At 60.1% G+C, this 18,818-nt stretch carries 18 protein-coding genes; 9 read left to right on the forward strand and 9 right to left on the reverse strand.

Annotation, left to right across the window (positions count from 1 at the left end; genetic code table 11):
- Positions 1 to 9: 9 nt before the first annotated feature.
- From H1B37_RS23205 to H1B37_RS23220, 4 genes are all read left to right on the forward strand, one after another.
- Positions 10 to 525, forward strand: a complete 516-nt coding sequence (locus H1B37_RS23205) for a hypothetical protein (protein WP_182869274.1) — start codon at positions 10 to 12, stop codon at positions 523 to 525.
- A gap of 84 nt (positions 526 to 609) precedes the next feature.
- Complete coding sequence (locus H1B37_RS23210; RefSeq protein WP_182869276.1) at positions 610 to 1,020, forward strand: hypothetical protein; 411 nt, start codon at positions 610 to 612, stop codon at positions 1,018 to 1,020.
- Entirely contained in the window at positions 1,017 to 2,795 is a 1,779-nt protein-coding gene (locus H1B37_RS23215) for a HEAT repeat domain-containing protein (protein ID WP_182869279.1), read from the forward strand. The genes H1B37_RS23210 and H1B37_RS23215 overlap by 4 nt, the downstream gene beginning before the upstream one ends.
- Positions 2,796 to 2,943: 148 nt before the next feature.
- Positions 2,944 to 3,675 (forward strand): hypothetical protein, encoded by a 732-nt coding sequence (locus H1B37_RS23220; protein WP_182869281.1) that lies wholly within the window; start codon positions 2,944 to 2,946, stop codon positions 3,673 to 3,675.
- A 362-nt stretch (positions 3,676 to 4,037) separates the two neighbouring features.
- Here the strand turns inward: H1B37_RS23220 and H1B37_RS23225 are convergent, their stop codons facing one another.
- From H1B37_RS23225 to H1B37_RS23255, 7 genes are all read right to left on the reverse strand, one after another.
- Entirely contained in the window at positions 4,038 to 4,403 is a 366-nt protein-coding gene (locus tag H1B37_RS23225) for a hypothetical protein (protein ID WP_182869283.1), read from the reverse strand.
- A gap of 51 nt (positions 4,404 to 4,454) precedes the next feature.
- On the reverse strand, positions 4,455 to 4,973 hold the full coding sequence (locus H1B37_RS23230; protein ID WP_182869285.1) for a hypothetical protein: 519 nt from the start codon (positions 4,971 to 4,973) through the stop codon (positions 4,455 to 4,457).
- Positions 4,958 to 5,608, reverse strand: a complete 651-nt coding sequence (locus H1B37_RS23235) for an iron-containing alcohol dehydrogenase (RefSeq protein ID WP_182869287.1) — start codon at positions 5,606 to 5,608, stop codon at positions 4,958 to 4,960. Before H1B37_RS23235 ends, H1B37_RS23230 begins: the two co-directional genes overlap by 16 nt.
- A gap of 532 nt (positions 5,609 to 6,140) precedes the next feature.
- Entirely contained in the window at positions 6,141 to 6,854 is a 714-nt protein-coding gene (locus tag H1B37_RS23240) for a hypothetical protein (protein WP_182869290.1), read from the reverse strand.
- 470 nt (positions 6,855 to 7,324) lie between these two features.
- Positions 7,325 to 9,967 (reverse strand): [protein-PII] uridylyltransferase, encoded by a 2,643-nt coding sequence (gene glnD / locus H1B37_RS23245; RefSeq protein WP_182869292.1) that lies wholly within the window; start codon positions 9,965 to 9,967, stop codon positions 7,325 to 7,327.
- Positions 9,968 to 10,265: 298 nt separating this feature from the next.
- A complete protein-coding gene (locus H1B37_RS23250; protein WP_145391120.1) occupies positions 10,266 to 10,604 on the reverse strand; it encodes a P-II family nitrogen regulator in 339 nt (112 codons plus the stop codon).
- Between the two features lie 217 nt (positions 10,605 to 10,821).
- Positions 10,822 to 11,376 carry a cob(I)yrinic acid a,c-diamide adenosyltransferase gene (locus tag H1B37_RS23255; RefSeq protein ID WP_182869294.1) on the reverse strand — a complete coding sequence of 185 codons (555 nt, stop codon included), beginning with the start codon at positions 11,374 to 11,376 and terminating at the stop codon, positions 10,822 to 10,824.
- 136 nt (positions 11,377 to 11,512) lie between these two features.
- On the opposite strand from H1B37_RS23255, the gene H1B37_RS23260 reads away from it, so the two are divergent.
- Complete coding sequence (locus H1B37_RS23260) at positions 11,513 to 11,971, forward strand: bis(5'-nucleosyl)-tetraphosphatase (RefSeq protein ID WP_182869296.1); 459 nt, start codon at positions 11,513 to 11,515, stop codon at positions 11,969 to 11,971.
- Here H1B37_RS23260 and H1B37_RS23265 read toward each other — a convergent pair.
- Positions 11,956 to 13,692: a transglutaminase domain-containing protein gene (locus tag H1B37_RS23265; RefSeq protein ID WP_182869298.1), complete on the reverse strand. Its 1,737-nt coding sequence runs from the start codon at positions 13,690 to 13,692 to the stop codon at positions 11,956 to 11,958. The genes H1B37_RS23260 and H1B37_RS23265 overlap by 16 nt on opposite strands.
- Between H1B37_RS23265 and H1B37_RS23270 the strand changes: the two genes are divergently transcribed.
- The 3 genes from H1B37_RS23270 to H1B37_RS23280 all read left to right on the forward strand — a co-directional run bounded on the left by H1B37_RS23270 (position 13,691) and on the right by H1B37_RS23280 (position 15,394).
- Positions 13,691 to 13,852, forward strand: a complete 162-nt coding sequence (locus tag H1B37_RS23270; protein WP_182869300.1) for a hypothetical protein — start codon at positions 13,691 to 13,693, stop codon at positions 13,850 to 13,852. The genes H1B37_RS23265 and H1B37_RS23270 overlap by 2 nt on opposite strands.
- A 222-nt stretch (positions 13,853 to 14,074) precedes the next feature.
- The gene (locus H1B37_RS23275; RefSeq protein ID WP_182869302.1) at positions 14,075 to 14,779 is read left to right on the forward strand and encodes a hypothetical protein; all 705 of its coding nucleotides are present in this window, start codon (positions 14,075 to 14,077) and stop codon (positions 14,777 to 14,779) included.
- An 87-nt stretch (positions 14,780 to 14,866) separates the two neighbouring features.
- Positions 14,867 to 15,394 carry an NADPH-dependent FMN reductase gene (locus H1B37_RS23280; protein WP_182869304.1) on the forward strand — a complete coding sequence of 176 codons (528 nt, stop codon included), beginning with the start codon at positions 14,867 to 14,869 and terminating at the stop codon, positions 15,392 to 15,394.
- A 95-nt stretch (positions 15,395 to 15,489) separates the two neighbouring features.
- Here H1B37_RS23280 and nadD read toward each other — a convergent pair whose 3' ends face one another.
- Positions 15,490 to 16,104 (reverse strand): nicotinate (nicotinamide) nucleotide adenylyltransferase, encoded by a 615-nt coding sequence (gene nadD / locus H1B37_RS23285; protein ID WP_182869305.1) that lies wholly within the window; start codon positions 16,102 to 16,104, stop codon positions 15,490 to 15,492.
- Positions 16,105 to 16,334: 230 nt separating this feature from the next.
- Here nadD and priA point away from each other — a divergent pair, with 230 nt between their 5' ends.
- Positions 16,335 to 18,812 carry a replication restart helicase PriA gene (priA, locus tag H1B37_RS23290; RefSeq protein WP_182869308.1) on the forward strand — a complete coding sequence of 826 codons (2,478 nt, stop codon included), beginning with the start codon at positions 16,335 to 16,337 and terminating at the stop codon, positions 18,810 to 18,812.
- The last annotated feature ends 6 nt before the right edge of the window (positions 18,813 to 18,818 follow it).

The following is an 18,818-nucleotide window of genomic DNA, read 5'->3' on the forward strand; positions in this document are numbered from 1 at the left end:
AAACGCAAAATGAGCAAACCCTGGCGATACCGCAGCGTATTGATCGTCGCAAGCATTGGCCTGACGCTCACTACCATCGGACTGGTGCTTGCGTACCACAGCAATCCGTCCCGATTTTCGATCAATGTTCGCGACGACAGTAGAATCCTGTGGCTGTTCGCAGCAGGGGTCCTGGTGACATCCGTCGGTTTGACTGCGTTCGTCGCGGCGATCAATCAAACCGCCGTCACGATTGCGCCCAAGGCGCGACGTGACATCAATCTCGGAATCGGCGGCGGAGTCACATTCCAAATCTGTGCGTTCGCGGAGAATGACCCCGTCATGACCGCCGGCTGGTTGGTGGCCGCAACATTATTTATCGTCTGGGCTTGCATGCGTTATTCCCAGGCCAAGGGATATTCCAAGGCGTATGCCGCGTTCGGATTGCTGAACATCGCCGGGCTCATCGTCTTGATTCTGCTGCCCACACGAAACCATCACCGTAGCCGAAACAATGACACCAATTCAACCGCACCGCCGGAATAGGTCGAGAGAGCCAGTTCACAGAGTTCTTGTTCGTTGCGCATGACAGTGTCCTGAACAGGCTCCGACAAGGCAAGGAAATCGAATATGGTAAGACGTCTTGGTCAAAGTTGTGTCGCGTCAATCGTTACGACGCTGATCGGATTATTCGCTGCGTTGCTGGTCGGCGTACTGTGGTGGCCGCCCGGTGCCGGCCTCACGCTGATCGGCATCGGGCTGGTGACAGCGGGCACGTCGGCGCGTCTGCTTGCGGTTCGTTGGCATTGGACCGCCTCAGTCGTCGCCAGTAGCTTTGGGGCGATGGCCGCCTGCTTCTTCGCGGCATCAACAGCAGAATTACTGCCGCCCGGCAGCATCGAGTGGATGTGGAAAGGCGGTTTGTACGGCGCCTGTTTCGGTTTGCCAGTCGCGGCACTCCTATCGCCCGTCGGACTTGTCGAAAATGCATCGATTCGGTCGACGACTCCCACTCTGCAAGGACAGAAGGATATCAAATGAATCAGAACGGTCTGGCCTTGCTGCTAATCTCACTCAACCTGCTGGGCTGCCAAGAAGAGGCCAGCCGTGTGTCATCCACGGCTCAGGAACCAACCGAACAAGCGACCAACGCCGATCCGAACACGTTTCGCGGGCGTTCGATTGCCGATTGGGTCTCGCAACTTCGTCGTGGCCCGGTCAAGGAGTTGACCGAAGCAGGTGAGGCCGCATTGCCTGTTTGGAAAGCTGCCGCAAAGGACGCCAAGGCGGTGACGTGGGTTCGCCATTCGTTCATGTTTCATTTCGATGATCAGGCCTGGGTCGGTCCCGTCTACCTTGCGATGCTGGACGTTCCCCAATCTCACGAGAAGCAATCCGCCTTACAGAGTCTCGCTGGAAATCACGCCGCATGTCGCGAGGTCGCTACGAGACTGATGGACAAGATCCGGCATTGGCAGAATAGCGAAGACGCAGCAACGAAAGCACTGGTGGGAGCGGCAATCAGTGCTCTGGCAGAAATGAGTCCGCCCCCTGACGGTGCAATCAAATTGGTCAGCGAGCTGTGGCCGAGCACAAAACAGCAGACATTCGTTCGCTGGGATTTGATGATCCTGTTGGGCCGCGCTGGCCCCGACGGAGTTTCAGCGATTATTGAGTTGAGTTTACAAAACGATGACTTTGAGAGGTACCTGTATCACTTCGTCAAAGTGCTGAATCGCCCGGCCGTCGTCAACCTCATCGAAGCCAGCGACCATCAAGATCCGGGACACCGTCGTGTGGCAACCATGATAATTAACCGAGTTGCCGATCAAGAGGATTGTGCCAAGTTTCATCAAATGCTGGTCGAACCGACAATCGCGAGATTGAAAGACCCCGATCCGCATGTGTTGCGATATGCGTTGTCAGCGGTCAAAGAGCTTGCTTCACAACCGGGAGCGGAGAAAGCAATCCCGCTACTGGCCGATCGCCTCAACAGTGACGAAAATCAGTCCCGGAACGCGGCGGCTAAAGCCTTGGTCGCATTCGGTGAATCGGGTTTGCCGGCAATCCGCGCTGCAGCCCACAGTGAGAATCCGAGTGCACGCGTGGCTGCCTGTTCCGCACTCAGTGATGTCAAGCCGCTGTCATCGGATGATGTGCAATTGCTGCTGCAGTTGGCCGAAGATCCGCTCGCAGACGTGCGTCGCTACGCTGTCTATGCGCTCGGCGAATCGGAAGTCGATGACCCTCGAATCGTGGCGACCGTTGTTGCCGCCACCAATGACTCGAAAACAAAAGACTGGGCAACTCGGGCGCTCGGAAAAATGGGGACCTTGGCCGCCGACGCGTCCCCTGCACTTCGAGAGCAACTGAAATCAGACGACTTGCGAGTACGGTTGCAGGCGGCCGACACGCTTTGGCAAATCAGTCGGGACGTCGACGATGTCTTGCCGATTGCACAAGCCATCGCCCGAAATGACCAGGGCGTTACGACCGGTGGCTACTGGGTGAGCTACCGAAATGTCGACGGTAAACGGATTGAGCAACGACACCACTATCGCGATCCCTTGTCAATCCGGGCAGCCAAGTTACTCGGAGAGATGGGGTCATCGGCAAAGCCCGCGGTCGGCGAGTTGATCGCATTGCTGCAACATGAAAACCCGCGTGTCCGATCGGCATCGGCGCGGGCCCTGGGCAAAATCGGTCCCGCTGCGGCTGAAGCCGTACCCGCCCTGCAAGAACTGATTCGCAAGAATCCCAATCAACAGCTGATCGATATTCTTTGGTCAATCGACCCCAAAGCGAAGCTGCCATGATGAATGAGAATGGCAACATAACACCTGTGGAACCAGCTCAGAACAATCACTGACCGAGTGAACACTCGTCGGATTGGTCGTAGAGTTCCTCAACCATAGGAGTCATCTTTTGACGACTGGACCGAACCCGTACCAGCCTGCGGGAGAAGTGAACGAACAACTTGAGTTGGTTCGCGATCGAGATCCCGCTCTGCTGCACCGTGGACTCGGTGCGTTGATCGGATCGATTTACGGCGGCTGTTCTGTTGCATTCCTTGCATTCGTTTTACTGGCTTCCGCGATCGAGGTCGGGGTTCTCGATTGGCTGAACATCGGTGGCCCATATCCAGAAATAGCGATCGTTTATCTTCCGATCCTGGCGTTGCCATCGGGCATCCTGGGCGGATTGATCTGCGGAGCGACACAGGGCCGCCGCCTGGGCGCCGCTCTCTCGCTTGCGTTGGTCATTCCGCTGCTGTTCCTCCTGTCCGGTGTTTACTTTAGTCGGGATTTGTTGGAAGTCAGTTTCTTTGCCGCCACGCTGTTTGTTTGCGTGGTCGCCAGTACCGTTGGATGCCATTTGCTTGTCAACTCCATCGTGCGTAGGCGTCAAGCGGTTATTCGAACACTTCAAGTGGATGCCACTGCGAAACCAGGAACGCCCGCAGCAATGCTGAACGTTGCGTTCTCGATTGTCGCCTTCATCCTGGTGATGGAAATGGGCCAAACTTCCGCAGGTCTCGCCGGGTTGATCGCCGGGATGACAACCTGTGGTCTGTTGGCCAGCCTTCATCTGCTTTCTGCGTACCCAAACCATTTTCGCACCGGCGCAGCAACAACGGCCGGCTTCGTTGCAACGCTCGTGTACCTGCTCGCTCTTCACGGCGGGGTGTGGATTTAGGAATAACGGAAATACCGAAGATTATCGAGAACGCCAGAGCCTCGAAACATGCCATCTTTCTAATAGCGATTCATCTACTCATTGGCGTGTTGTTGGTCTTCCTGACACCATTGCTGCGTTTTTTGGTTCTTCCGGGAACTTAGTGGCTGCTCTTGGATACTCGGGGAAGGCTCTTTCGGAAGATGTTCGCGGCCCTGGGTAATCGATACGGTGAAAGAGCTTCAGCGAACACCGCACAAACGACCACCACGCACCCCGCACAACACTCTCCAGTAGCCCACCCTCGCGTGCGATGCTCCGATGTTGCTGGACCGGTGGCAGATCCATTCCCACCGCAGGTTTCAATTCCCAATCTTTCATTGCTAGCCACCGGTTAGGATTCGGATCGGTTGATCTCCGCCCAGCGGACCGAGGTTCAACGACACAAAGCGGTAAACCGCCGGCGGCACCAAGACCAGACTATCGAATCGATCGGTCTTCTCGATCGATTCCCGGGGATCGTCTGTTCGCCTGAGAGCGGCGCGAATGCAATCGTCGGTTTCGGGAATCGTGATCGATTCCATGTGCACACTGATCGCTGCCATCACGGTCGATCCGTTCACGGCCAACGACTCCTCAAAGACATAGATCTCTGGCCGGTCACCGCGACGGCGTCCGAGTTCGACGTAGTGCTTGGCCAGTTCGGCCGTCGATCGGATGCCCCGCCCGACGACGACACGAGGGATCATCTGCAAAGCCTCGATGATCTGCTTTCGAGTTGCACTACCCTGAAGGTCGACCTAAAAATGTAAGACGTGACCGAACGTCGTGGGACAGTTGACCGAAACCGATGCCAGTCGCAGATTACGAAAGACGGAATTGACGTCGCGAGCATGATGTGATGGCCCCATGTTTGGAACAAGCGAGTTCATGGGGACCTTGCTCAACTTCCCCGGATCCGCCGATCGCCGCGTGAGGGTCACAAAGGCCTGCTGGACTCCGAAAGCTCGGTCCAAGGCGTACAGGAATCTGGTCGTACCGGTCGAACTGCAACTGATCACACGAATGCGTTTTTGCCCGGCAACTTCATTGAAACTGGTCATCGAATGAAATGACGCTTCACAGGCTTCGCTCGTTTCACCGCCTTGGACGATCGTCACCAGATTCGGCACCGATTCCAGCAATTCGCGATGCTGTTGCGGAACACCACTCGGTGTGCAATCGAGAAGCACGTCGATCTTGACGAGCAGATCAGCAAACTCGCCGTGAATGGTTGGAAGCCTCGCCGCCACATCGCGGAGACCTATCGTTGACGACACGTAGATGTCGTGCGTTTTGGCGACACGTATGATTCAATCGCGTGAGCGAGAATGTCAAAGCCGGTCTGCGCCGTAACGAGCTTCGGAACAGTCCAAGTCAGCTCTGGATCAACCAACGCGACGCGGGGAAACAAGTAATCACTTCGAATCCCATCTTTAAGAGATTTCTCGGGGTCTCGTATGATTGCCGAGCGATTCAGCTCGCTACCGGTTCCGGCGGTTGTAGGAATACAAACCGATGGCAACGCTTTCGAGTCGACCTCCGTCCGTTTGTAGAGAAAATCGGCGGCCGGGCGGCGTGATGCAGCGACGCCAGCGATCGCTTTGGCGCAATCGAGTACGGAACCACCTCCGAGAGCGACAATGACCTCGGCGCGGTAGTTACGTGCCTCGGCGGCCCCCCGATCAATGTCTGTCGTCGTTGGACTTAACTCCAGACCACAACAGCGTCGGACACTCAATGAATGCTGATTCAAATCGTCCAACAACCGCTCGGACAGGCCAAGCCGGTCCATCGCAGAACAACCCGTCACAACGAACACGCGTTTGCCAAGTGACGCGGTCACCTCGCCGGCCCGCTGGAATGTACCAGCACCAAAGAAAAGCTTCGTCGGTACGTGAAAACCGAAATGCAACGATCAGCCGGGAGCAGGAAAGGGCCTGGTTGTACGCAACAATGGAGCAATCATTGAACGTGCCCCTATTGAAAAAGCCCCTTCACGCAAAACACTTCGCGGTAGTTCACTCGATTCGCTCTGCTTTTCAAATCGAGTCGTTCTGGCAAGGCACCCAAAAAAACAAGCCCGACGTGCGGACACGTCGAGCTTGTTGGTTGGGTTCGTTGGGCTGCAATGCTCCTCCGCAAAAGATCCCTCTTTTGCATAAGGAGAAGGGCCATGGTGAAGCCCTCCCTGCCTCACCATGGCCCATCAGTGCTGGAACGATGGCACCGATCGTTCCACCCTCCCAATCCATGGTACCTGGAGTATCGGCACCCGCACCGCGATTCCTGTAGCGGTTTCGCGGCGTCGGCCGATTTTTTTCTTCGTCCAGGTGAGGCAATTTGCTAGCAAACGCGTTTACCGCTTCCCAGCGAAGCGATCACGGCTTCCCAGCGGAGCGATCACGGCTTCCCAGCGGAGCGATCACGGCTTCCCAGCGGAGCGATCACTGTGCGTTGCTGCCGGCAGACCATTCGGCCGGTGCGGGGCCGCAATCGACCGGGGCTGCGGCACAGCCACCGTTGTCGCAGTTTCCGTTGCAGCAGCCGTTCTTGCAGCCATGCGATTTGCCGTGGATCGACAGATCGATGTGCGTTCGGCAGCGGTTTTGGAATCCGTCCCAGACGTGGACGTTGCAGGCGTTGGATCGCCAGTATTGATAGAACGTCGACGTCGGCAACTGGGGCGGCGTGTAGGGCTGGCACGAACCGTGTTGGATCCGATGCCCACAGTTGTGCCCGGCACCGCAATGGTTGCCACAGCCCGAGTTGCAGGATTGGCAGCTGGCGACCGAGGCGACCGGTGCGGCCGCCGCCGCGTGGTGCTGTGCCTGGCTGTCCGCGATCGGGGCGGGCGGAGTGGGCAGTTTTTCCGCGGCCGGGGGCACCGTCACGGCTTCGGCGGCCGGAGTGGTCGTCAATTCCGTCGCTTGGGTCGGTTCACCGATGGCCTGGACGGTCTGGTCCACCAGAGTGGTCGCCCGCGGCGGGGCGACATCTCGCAGCGGGGCCGGCGGGGTGGCTTCGGGAACACTGTCAAACGTGACGTCGGCCAACAGCGCGTCAAAATCGCTTTTAGCTTGGGCCTGTCCGGCCGTCACGATGGCCCCGGCAAACAATGCTGCGAGGACCAATCGCGCGAAGGGGTTGCGAGTACGCATGAGAACATCCATGTGCTTGGTGGAGGGGGAGAGGGAGATCGGCATGCCGCCCGCCGCCATTGCCGGCGCAGCATCCATGCCTGTATCGGTTCTTTCACTGTAAGCCTTCCCGCGCAAGGCCGCCGACGCAAATCGCAGCCGAGAAAACTTTGCAAATCCGACCGCTGGGTGAGCGTGCATTCGAATCGACGCGGCGTCCTTTTGCAGCCGGCAAACCGCCCCTCGTCCCTGGGGATTACCGGAACGGAACAACCGGACTCGGGGACCGCGCACTCGACCGCGGTTTGTTGAGAAAGTCGCGAGTCAATGGACTCCATCCCCTGGTCCAAGTATTCAACTTGGGCTGGACTGTCGCCGTGTTCTCCGAACTCGGCGCCCCAAAAGCGAAGCGTTCCCCCGCGCCGACCTCGGAGGGGACGGCGGCTGTCCCCCACTGCAAAACTGTCCCCCGCTGCGATCGTGCCCGCGTTTCAATCCTGATCGTCTGGCGAGATCACGCCCAGGACCGCTTGGCGGACCTGCGATTGACGCTCTTTCGATTCCACTTGCCGGCCGTCGGCTTCGGTCAGATAAAACACGTCGGCGACCTGATCCAGGTGCGTGTCGATCTTGGCAAAATGCAGCACCAGGTTCAGCTCCGACAGCGCGGTGGCGACGCGGTACAGCAACCCGGTTTGGTCATAGGCGAACAGCGACAAGATCGTGAACCGTTCCAGCGTCTCGTTGTCCAAATCCACCTTGGTCGGCAACACGTTCAGGGTTTCGGACTCGTCCTTTTTCTTGCCGACCGACCACTTGCGTTTGCGCGGCGGCAGTGGCGAATCCGGCGAATCGAGCAGTTGTTTCACGCGTTCCGAAACGGCATCGAGTCGCTCCGGCGGGGGCTGATCGGGGTAGTCGGGATCGGAGACCCAGAACTCGTCCCAGACGATGTCTTCGAGCGTGACGATTTCCGCCCGCAGGATATCGATCCCGCACGACATGAAGGCACCGGCGAGCCGGGCAAAGATGCCGACCCGGGTGTCGCCTTGGCGAAAGATGACGACGAATCGCATCGCCGAGGGGATCGGATCGTAGTGGGAAAAACAAAGCGTCCGTTGGCCGGCATCCAGCGCGGCCGCAACGTGGATCAACTGCGTCGCCAGATCTTCCGGTTTCTCCCGCCGCAACATCGACAACGGGATCTGGCGGAGCAGGTCCAAACTGGTCGCCGCGGTGGTTTCGTCCCCCAAGCACTCTCGAACCTGGTAGCGGATTTCGTCGGCCAGTTCGGCCTGGTCGGCATCCAGGTCACCGGTTTCGAAATACCGCCGCGTCCTCAGATACAGGTCCTCGATCAATTTCATCTTCCAATCGGTCAGCACGTCGGGACCGACCGCCGCCAGATCCGCGACCGAATGGATGATCAACAACTCCAATCGACGGATCGATCCGACTTCTTTGGCGAACGAGATGACGATTTCGGGATCGTTCAAATCATGGCGAAAGGCGACCGTGTTGACCGACAAATGCTTCAACACCAACCATTCCAAAATTTCGATGCTGCTGGCATCCAAATCCAACCGCTCGCCGGTCTTGCGGGCGATCCTGGCGCCGACGATCGAGTGATCCTCCTCGTACCCTTTGCCGATGTCGTGGATCAGGAGCGCCAGGTGCAACAAGGTTTTGTCTTTCAACCGGCGATAGCGACGTCCCATCGCCGTCGGATCATCGGCAAAATCGGTCGCCACTTCGACGGCTCGAATGCAGTGGGCATCGACGGTGTATTTGTGATAGGCGTTGAACTGCAACAACCCGCGGGTGCGTTTGAAATCGGGGATCAGCTGGTCGATGATCCGCAGTTCGTGCAACCGCCGCAACAAGGGCGCCAGCCGACCGCCGCGGCTGAGCAGCGACAAGAACGCGCCGACCGATTCGGCGTCCGGCCGCGACGGTTGCCGTTCCTGCATGGCCTTGCGAATCGTTTGCCAGGTGTGATGCCCGATCCGTCGATTGTGATGATTGGCCAGACTCATGAACCGCAGGATCCGCGGCAGACTTAGCGCGAACTCATCCTGCTTCGACGCTTCGACCCAGATGTGTGTCGGGCCCATCAGAACATCGGTCCCGATCCGCCGGGCCCGGATCCGTTCGATGAACTGACCGATCAGCGGCCGGCTGCGGTTGTCGTCGGCAAAGAACCGGGCGGCATAGCGGACGTCCCGCGTGACATCAAAGTACTGCTGCATGAACGCTTCGACCGGCAACACGCCTTCGCGGCCCTTGTATCCCCAGGCCTTGGCGATCACCACCTGCGTCGCCCGGTCCAGCACATCCTGAGCCCGGTTTTCGCGAAAATGCAACTCGTTTCGCAACCGGATCAGAAAATCATAGGCCCGCCGCAACATGCGATAGTCTTCATCGGTCAACGTTCCGAGTTTCAACAACCGCTCCAAATCGACCTCGCCGTAGCGGGCGAATCCGATCCAGCGAATCATTTGGATGTCACGCAATCCGCCGCGGGACTTCTTGACATTGGGCGTCAACAGATAGTTGGTCTCGCCCCACTTGTTGCGTTCCTCCTGGCGGGCTTGGGTCAAATCCCGGACCAGCCGACCGCCGCGGCGGACCGCGCCGTGCCGCAACGATTGAAAGAAACTCTTAAACACCTTCAAACTGCCGGCCAAAAAACGCGATTCGGTCAGCGAAGTAAAGATGACCGGATCGGACCAGGACAGCGAACACGCTTCGCGTGGGGTCCGCAGTGCGAATCCGACCTCCAAACCGATGTCGACCAGATCGCGGGTCAACGCCTGGGCCAGTTTTTCGGCGACCGCGGTGGATCGCCCGCGGACGATCAACATCAGGTCGGCGTCCGAATACGGCGCCAGGTCGCGACGCCCGAACCCGCCGTGGGCCACCAGGGCGACACCGGCCGGCGTGACCGAGTCGAAGTAATCGGCGCAGGCCTGGTTCCAGACCTCCAACACCAAGTCGTCGTACAGATCGCTGACCAGGGTGGAAACCTGCGTCCCCCGCGACCCGGCATCATGTTGACGGCGACACCGCTCGCGTCCCTCGCGCAGCATCTTGCGGCCGCGTAAGACAACCTCCGAGAGCGAGGAACCAGCCATCAAGAATACGCCGCCTCGTGGTGCGTCAACTTTGAAACCTAGGGCGCGGCAGATTGGTTTTGGGTAGTGGACGAGGCGACGAGTCCATTCGGATGGCGAACTGCGAGTCCCCCTCGCATCGTCCACGACTGCTTCCCCGTGGTTCGCGAAATCAGTTCCCCCACCAGCGCCGGCGCCCCCGACGACAGAGTTTGAACCCCCAAAGGCACCGCGCCGTTGCGACGTGTCCTCACCCCGCGCCGCGAAACCGCGCAACAAACCCGTTCGACGGGGCCCTGTCGAGCGTTTCTTTGCCGCGTTAAAGCGCCTCTTCGCCGCGCTCGCCGGTGCGGATCCGGATCGAATCTTCCAGGTTGGTGACGAAGATTTTTCCGTCGCCGATTTGCCCGGTCTGGGCCGTTTGCAAAATCGTGTCGACCACCGTTTGCAGGTTTTCGTCGGTGCAAATCACTTCGATTTTAACCTTGGGGACAAAATCAATCGCGTATTCTGTTCCCCGATAAATCTCGGTGTGTCCCTTCTGACGCCCAAAACCTCGCACCTCGCTGACCGTCATCCCGTGGATGCCCTGGTCCGTCAACGCGTTCTTGACATCTTCCAATTTGAAGTGCCGAACGATGCCTTCAACTTTTTTCACGTTTATGCCTCGGAGGATGCGGCTGGATTTCCAGTCCCATAGGGTGAACTCAGATCGTGCGTCGGGCGGCCATCGGATTGGCGGGCCGCACCGCGTCAGTCCAATTGTACTTGGGTCGAATTTTTTCTCTGCGTCAATTGGTCTCGTCGTTATTGTACACTCGCCTGCCGAAGTCCATCCAGCGGGTATCCCGGCGAGGTTGCCCCGCTGGGGGCAATCAGTCGGGCCGCCGCCAGGGCACGTCGGCGATCCCCGCCTGGGCATTCACTTGGCGGGACAACACAAACAGGTAATCGCTCAACCGATTCAGGTAGACGATCACGGCGTCGGAGATCTCGACCCCCGCTTGGTCGCCCAACGTCACCACGCGCCGCTCGGCGCGGCGACAAATCGCACGGGCCAGGTGCAACAGCGATGCGGCGTGCGTCCCAGCGGGTAAAATGAATTGTTTCAACGGACTCAGCCCGCTCTCGTGCTCGTCGATCCATGTCTCCATCCGGGCGACGTGGGAGGTTCCGATCACCCGCAGGTCGTGCTGGTCGGGATCGGGGGTCGCCAATTCCGCCCCGATCGAAAACAGCTCGCGTTGGATCTGTTCCAATTGCCGGTCCAAGCCGTCGCCCACACCGCCGGCCGAACGCACGCAACCCAGCGCCGCGTTAAGCTCGTCGACCGTCCCATAAGCCTCGATCCTGGCGTCGTCCTTGGAGACCCGAGGCCCCCCGAACAGTCCCGTGCTCCCGGCGTCCCCGGTTCGCGTATAAATTTTCATGATGCACCCGGCTGGAATGGAATCTGTGAAGATTCTTTTTAGGGCGATTCGCTTCCACGACAAGTCCGCCGCGCCGAGAAAGCTGAATTCGATTTTCCCGCCCCTGTTTTGCCCCTGTTTTGATTAACCCGGATTGATGCCCCAGCCCAACCAACCGCCGACCAAACGCGCCGCCGGCATCCTGCTGATCACACGATCGAAGCCCCGCCAATTCCTGCTGATGCGGCACCACGACCGCTGGGATTTGCCCAAAGGACATTGCGATCGGGACGAATCGGATCTGCAAACCGCGTTGCGGGAAACGGAGGAAGAAACCGGATTGGCCTCCGACAACATCCAAATCGACTCCGACTTTCGATTCGAATTGAGTTACCCCGTGCGATACAAACGCCACGGCGAGCAAACGTTCCTCAAAACCGTCGTCTACCTGCTCGGCAGCGTCGAATCGGCCTTCACCCCCACGCTGACCGAGCATCCGGGATTCCGCTGGTTCCCCTGGAATCCGCCGCATCAGATCCAAACCCAAACGATCGACCCGCTGCTGCAGGCCGTCGCCGAGCATTTGGAACGATCCGAACGTCAATCCGCTTCGTAACTCGCCCCGCGGATTTCAATCTCGATTTCCGCCAGACGCCGAAAGACCCGGGCCAGCTCGCCGCTTAGATCCGCATCTCCGTCCGGCCGGCTTAAACAAATTTGATCGGCACGATTGATTCGAGACGTCATCGGATCGATCGAAATCCACTCGCCATCGATCGATGCCACCACCCAGGCGTCTAGATTCATCCTCAAGCGGTCTCCAGCAGATCGATCATCCGACCGGGATGGCGAAAGCCCGAACACGACACGGGCCGGAATTTGACGGACGCGTAACAAGGCGGTGATCAAAACGGCGTGGTCGATCACACCGCCCTGACCGGAACGGACGATCGCCGAAGCCGGACGCAAATCGCCTTGGGGGATCAACGCCAGGTCGTTCTGAACCAGCCGCGCCAGTTCCCGGGCCAAATCACCGTCAGCCAGCTCGCCGATCGCGCCGGCCATCCGGATCACCGACGCATCAGCAGTGTCGATAAGTTCCGTCGCCTCGGTATCGATCGGCAGGGCGACCGACCGATCCTGCTGAAACCCCGCCGGTGCCTTTGCCTGAGTCGACACCAACACGTGCACTCCGTCGTCGCGCTCGCGCACGGATTGCCCCGCGACGGCCGGAATGACTTCACCGGCGATCGCGGCCGGATCGGCCTTGGTGCCCGCTTCGGGTTCCGGCCGGTCTTGCGATCGCGACGTGTCGACGACCACATACGCGACCTCCGTCGGATCGGCATCCCGGCGCAGGGTCCCCGCCACGCTAAAAACGACTTTCCGGTCGTCCGGTTGATCGAACAAATCGCCTGCCGTCGCGCGGTCGGTCCGAAACGATTCCAGCCGCAAACCGATGTGCAACGATTTTTCGATCACGCCCTGGTCGTCGATCCAAACGACCAACGAATCGACTTGCCGGCCGTCCTGAAAGGTCGACACCTCGACTTCGCGGAGGGTTCGGTAGTTGCCGCTCAGCATCGGCACCGACGCCTCCCCGATACAACGCAACTCGATCACTCCGATCGATTCGAGCGAAGGCATCAAGACGGACAACCGTCGTGTCTGGCCGGTTTCGATTTTCCGCCGTCGCAACGTCTGCTCCAGCGCGAACAACCCGCGTGTCTCCGCCGGCCAATCCAACCGGTTGGTCTTTGGACCGCCTCGGCCGGTCGTGGTGACCGTCAGTTTCTGTTGGTTGCGCGTCCCACGCGCCGAGGAGGAGATCGGTCCGGCGTGCACGTCGCTGGTGAAACTCTCAAGCGTCCCGTCGACCGACTCGACGCTGGCAAGCATGGTGCGACGGACGAACGAGGCGTTGCCGGTCCGAAAGATCATCCGCTCGCGACGACGGTATCGGGCTTCGGTCGCGGCGGCAAACTCGATGCCGTCGATCACCGCATCGGCTTTGATTTCCGTCACCCCCACGACTTGGCTGCCGAACCGGTGCACGTACCAGGCACTCCAATCCCCTTCGAACGCTTCTCGCGAGGCTGGATCCGCGGCCGCGTTCTGTTCGCTTTCCGCTGTTTCGTTGGACTCGGTTTGTCCCACCTCTGCCGCCGGCGGCCCGATCGGCGGTCGCGGCGGAATCAAGTCCTTGCAACCCGACGTCGCCAGCAGAGCCAACACAACGACGATCGACGTCAGCGCGCCGACCAACCACCGCGGGCAAGGCCTTTGCCACGCACGGTCGCCTCCCATCCATAACCTCATCGACAACGACGAATTCATGACGCTGGCCATCCGACCTCTCGAAAAAAGTGAACGCGACGCCCTGATCGCCGCACTTGCAATCTATCACGCCGGGACGCCCTATGGCATCGACGCAACATCAATCGCCTCGGCATGGCGCCCGGCGGTACGAAATGTTGCCTTTGGACAACACGTTTAACTCAACCGAAGGAGTCCGATTGCAGGGATCGATCCGGTCAATTCGCCTGATCCGAACATGCCTGAACGATTTCTTGGGGCGGCAGATCCGGCTTGGCGAAACGATGCGCCCCGGCCACCACATGACCTAGCGTTGGCTGTAGACCGAGGCGGAGGTTGACTTCGCCCGATCTTCATAGTTCCCGTGACCATCCCCCCCGCGATAAGAACCGGACCGCCTGACATGGGCTTTTTGAAACGCATCCTCCGCAACAATACCGTCGAAGACACAGGGTCGATCTTCACACCGGGTAGCTTTGAAGCGTTGTCAGAGGAGGAGCTGCAAACGCATATGGGTATCGACACCTACGGTGCGTTCGACCTGACCGATGCGATCCGGCCGTCGTATGACTTGCAAGTCGTGCCGCGCCAGGGATTCCGATTCGACGAATACGTCGACGACAACAGCCAAGTCCGCACGCCGGTCATCATGGCCGCCGCGACGCGACATCGGATCATGGACCTGTTTCTGGACCTGATCGACAAACTGGGCCCCGTCGTCGATGTCGTGCTGGAAACCAGCCACCACTTCGCCCCCAACCAACAAGACCTTTATCGCGAGCACATCGACGTGCCGGTCCTGAAGAGCATCTTGCTGGACCACGAAGACCTGTTGCTCAACGACGGCTGCACCGGCATCGCGGTGATCAATCCGGGACGACGCCAGGAAGTCCAACTGGACGAACACAAGTTGATGATCATCTACGGTCGCCCGCTGGAACAGTTCGAACAAACGCTGATCGCGTCGGACGTCTACCCCGATGAAAAGATCAAGTTCATCACCGAAGCGGAACATGTCCACAGCAGCAGTGAAGCGTATTTCGACAAATTCAACACGCTCAAACACCGCCTGGGCATGGACAGCGACGACCTGTCGGGGTGCTGCTAGTGGCCCCGTTGGGTTGCCGTTTGCCGGTCCGGTGAACTAGGATTCGCGAAGTTATCCGCATCGCCCGCCTCGCAGGACTTCGCCATCATGATCCTGGTTCTAAGCGCCAGTTTGAACCCTGGCAGCCGTAGCCGTATTCTCGCCAGCGCGTGCCGAGAGAAACTCGAAGCCGCCCATCGCGACGTCGTCTGGTTCGATCTCGCCGCGACCCCGCTGCCGTTCTGCGACGGTGCGGCCGCCTACGGACACCCCAAAGTCATCGACCTGGGCAATCTGATCGAATCGGCCGACGCCATCTTCATCGCGTCCCCGGTGTACAACTTTGACGTCAATGCGGCGATCAAAAACGCCGTCGAACTGACCGGAAAGAAATGGACCGGCAAAGTCGTTGCGATGATGCTGGCCGCCGGCGGGGCGGGCAGCTACATGAGCGCGATGGGATTGGCCAACAGCCTGATGCTGGATTTTCGCTGCCACATCGTCCCCCGATTCGTCTACGCCACCGGTGAATCCTTCGAAGGCGACAAGCTGGCCGACGAAGACATCCAGTCGCGCGTCGACCTGCTGGTCACCGAAACCCTGCGACTGGCCGACGCCCTCGCACCCGGCGCCTGAACAGCGCATGTTGGTGTCTCGCCTTTAGGCGATTTCGCCTCGCTGCTTCGCAGCGTGCCCGCGACCGCCCGCAAGGGCCGTCGTACTTGCTGCCGCTAACCGCGATACACTCCGTTGGCCTCGATATACGCCTCGACCGATCGGGGCACACGGTGGCGAATGCTACTCCCCTGCCCTGCCCTGCGGCGAATCTCGCTGCTGGAAATCTCGATCACCGGCATCTCGATCACGCAACCGCGAAAGCGTTCGATTCGGTCTTCGCTGACAAGCCCCTTGAGCACCGAAAAATCGATCGCCTGTTCGCCGCCGCGCTGAACCACCGCCAACGTCACCCGCGAAAGCAACTGCTCGGGTTGATGCCAACGCCGCATCGATGCCAACGAATCGCTGCCGATGATCAGATAGAACTCGGCTCCGGCGTGCTCCTGCTGCAATTCCGCGATCGTGTCGACGGTGTAGCTGACGCCCGCACGATGAAGCTCGCGGGTGTCCACCTCGTGCCCGGGACGCCCGGCGATGGCCAGCCGCAACATCTCCACGCGTTGGTCGTCGCCGGCGACCGCCCCGCCCGGTTTGAGCGGCTGCGTCGCCGTCGGGATCCACAGCAACCGATCCAAATCCAGGGTTTCCGTCGCGGCCTCGGCGATCCACAAGTGTCCCACATGAACCGGATCGAACGAACCGCCAAAGACTCCGATGCGCTTCTGCATGGTCGCTTTCCTCTCGCTGGCAATTTTTTCGCGGGCTGTCTCGGCTGCCGACCGCTGCGATCAACCACTCACTCAAGTCCATGTTGTCACCTTCGGCTGCGGATTTGACCACCCGTGTCAACCCGGTCGGAACGATTGGGACGACTGATCCGACGGTCCCAATTCTCCAGGAATGCTTTATGCTGACAGGCGACGCACCACCCGCTGCAACCTCCGCCGGCCCAATCCCCATGCCGTCCGCCGTTCCCCCGCAACGCCCCCACAACACCCGCCCCGGTGATGACCTCGGTGATGATCCCGGTGAAGTCTCCGGCGGCCTCTCCGCCCCCGGGTTCTTTGGCTCCGGCGACGATGCGGACGCTGCCGAGCCTGTTGCGGAGGACACCGCCCAAAATCGCGGCGATCAACACCAGGCCACCCAGGGACAACTGTTCGAAACCGATCCCCCGCCCTGGGAACTGGCGGCCCAGGAAGACGTGGCGGTGGCGAGTGTCGTATTTCGCGACGCGCCCTACGGCCCCTACGACTACCGCATCCCCGCGGAGATGCGGGACCAGCTTCATCCCGGCATGCGGGTGCACGTGCCGCTGGGCCGAAGCAAACGCCCGACCGTCGGCTGGTGCATCGAAACCAAGATCGGCAGCCAAAGCGGCAAATCGCTCAGCGACGTCGCCGAAGTTCTGGACGACGCCCCGCTTTGCGACCGCCCGTTGGTGCGGCTGGTGACATGGATGAGCCATTACTATCAGTCGCCGGCCGGACAGGTGTTTGACGCGTTGATTCCGTCCAGCGTTCGCTCCAGCGCGGGAACGCGCCAGCGGACCTACCTGACCCCCGCGCCGTCAACGGCCGATGAAACCGTCGTCGACGCGTTGCCCAAGAAACAACAGCGGGCGCTGCGATTGTTGATCGCCGCCGGCAAACCGATGACGGCCTCCCAATTGATGGTTCACGCCGAATGCACCGCCGCGCCGATCAACGCGCTGCGAAAAAAGGGACTCCTTAACGAAGACACACGCCGCGAAATGGCGACTTCGATGCCGGTCCGCTGGCAGACCAGTGACGGGGAAAAGACCGAGGCCCATGAACTGACCGACGATCAATCCCACGCCTTGCAGCGGATCACCGCGGCCCTGGATTCGGCGGCCGCCAAGACGCTGTTGCTGCACGGGGTGACCGGCAGCGGAAAAACGGAGGTCTACATCCGCGCGATCGAACATGTCGTCAAATTCGGCCGCGCCGCGATCGTGCTGGTGCCCGAGATCAGCCTGACCCCGCAGACCCGAGGACGATTCGAACGACGCTTCGCCTCGGTCGCCGTGCTGCACAGCCAAATGACCCCGGCCGAACGCCACTTCCAATGGCAACGCATCCGACGCGGCGAAGTCCAAGTCGTCGTCGGCCCCCGCAGCGCCGTCTTTGCACCGCTGCCACGACTGGGGCTGATCATCCTGGACGAAGAACACGACGGCTCGTTCAAACAAGACAGCCAACCGCGTTACCACGCACGCAAAGTCGCCTACGCTCGCGCCCAATCCCTCAAGATCCCGTTGTTGCTCGGCAGCGCGACGCCCTCGCTGGAATCCTGGTACGCCACCCAATCCGGCCACGCCGAATTGATCTCGATGCCCAATCGCGTCGGCAACCGCCCGATGCCCGATGTGCAACTGGTCGACCTGAGAATCAAAGACGAACGATCACGAGGCGGCGCGATCAGCCGTCAATTGCACCTGGCCGTCAACGAAACCTTGCGTGAAAAGGGGCAAGTCATCCTGCTGCTTAACCGTCGCGGTTTTGCCACCACCATCCAATGCCCCGCTTGCGGTCACGTCGTCGCTTGCCCGGACTGTGAAATGCCGCTGACCCACCACCGCGACGGCGGCAAAGCGGTCTGCCATTACTGCGACTACACCATCGCCACGCCGCCCTGGTGCCCGGAATGCCGCTTCGACGGGATCCGCTATGGCGGACTGGGGACGCAAAAGTTGGAGGTCGAAGTCAAAGCTCGGTTCCCCGACGCGCGCGTCGCACGGATGGACAGCGACACGATGCGTCGCCCGGGCAGCCACCAAAAAGTGCTGTCGGCGTTTCGCAGCGGCGAGCTGGACCTGTTGCTCGGAACCCAGATGATCGCCAAAGGTCTGGATTTCCCTAACGTGCTGCTGGTCGGCGTGATCAATGCCGATGCGGCATTGCACTTTCCCGATTTCCGCGCCGGCGAACGCACCTTTCAACTGGTCACCCAAGTCGCCGGACGCACCGGCCGGGGCAACCGCGGCGGACGCGTCATCGTGCAGACGTTTTCGCCCGAACACATGGCCATCCAAGCCGCCTCGCGGCACGATTACCTGCAATTCGCCGAGGCGGAAATCGCCAATCGACGAAAATTCAACTACCCGCCACTGGGCAGCGTGGCCCGGATCATCATTCGCGGCACCGTCGAAGACGTCACCGAGGCGACCGCCAACTCGCTGTTGTTGCGACTGGAATCGGCGCGCGAACGACTCGGTGCGGAAGTCCGTCTGCTCGGTCCCGCCCCGCCACCGATCGCCAAGCTCCGCGGCAAGTACCGGTTCCACCTGCTGCTTCAATCACTGGACCCGTTGCAACTCGGGGCGACGATTCGCATGGCGACCAAGACGTTCAAGATCCCGGAAAAAGACGATGTCCAGTACGTGATCGACATCGACCCGATGGACATGCTGTAAGGCCCG

The organism is Stieleria mannarensis (assembly GCF_014154935.1).
GTDB classification, from domain to species: domain Bacteria; phylum Planctomycetota; class Planctomycetia; order Pirellulales; family Pirellulaceae; genus Stieleria; species Stieleria mannarensis.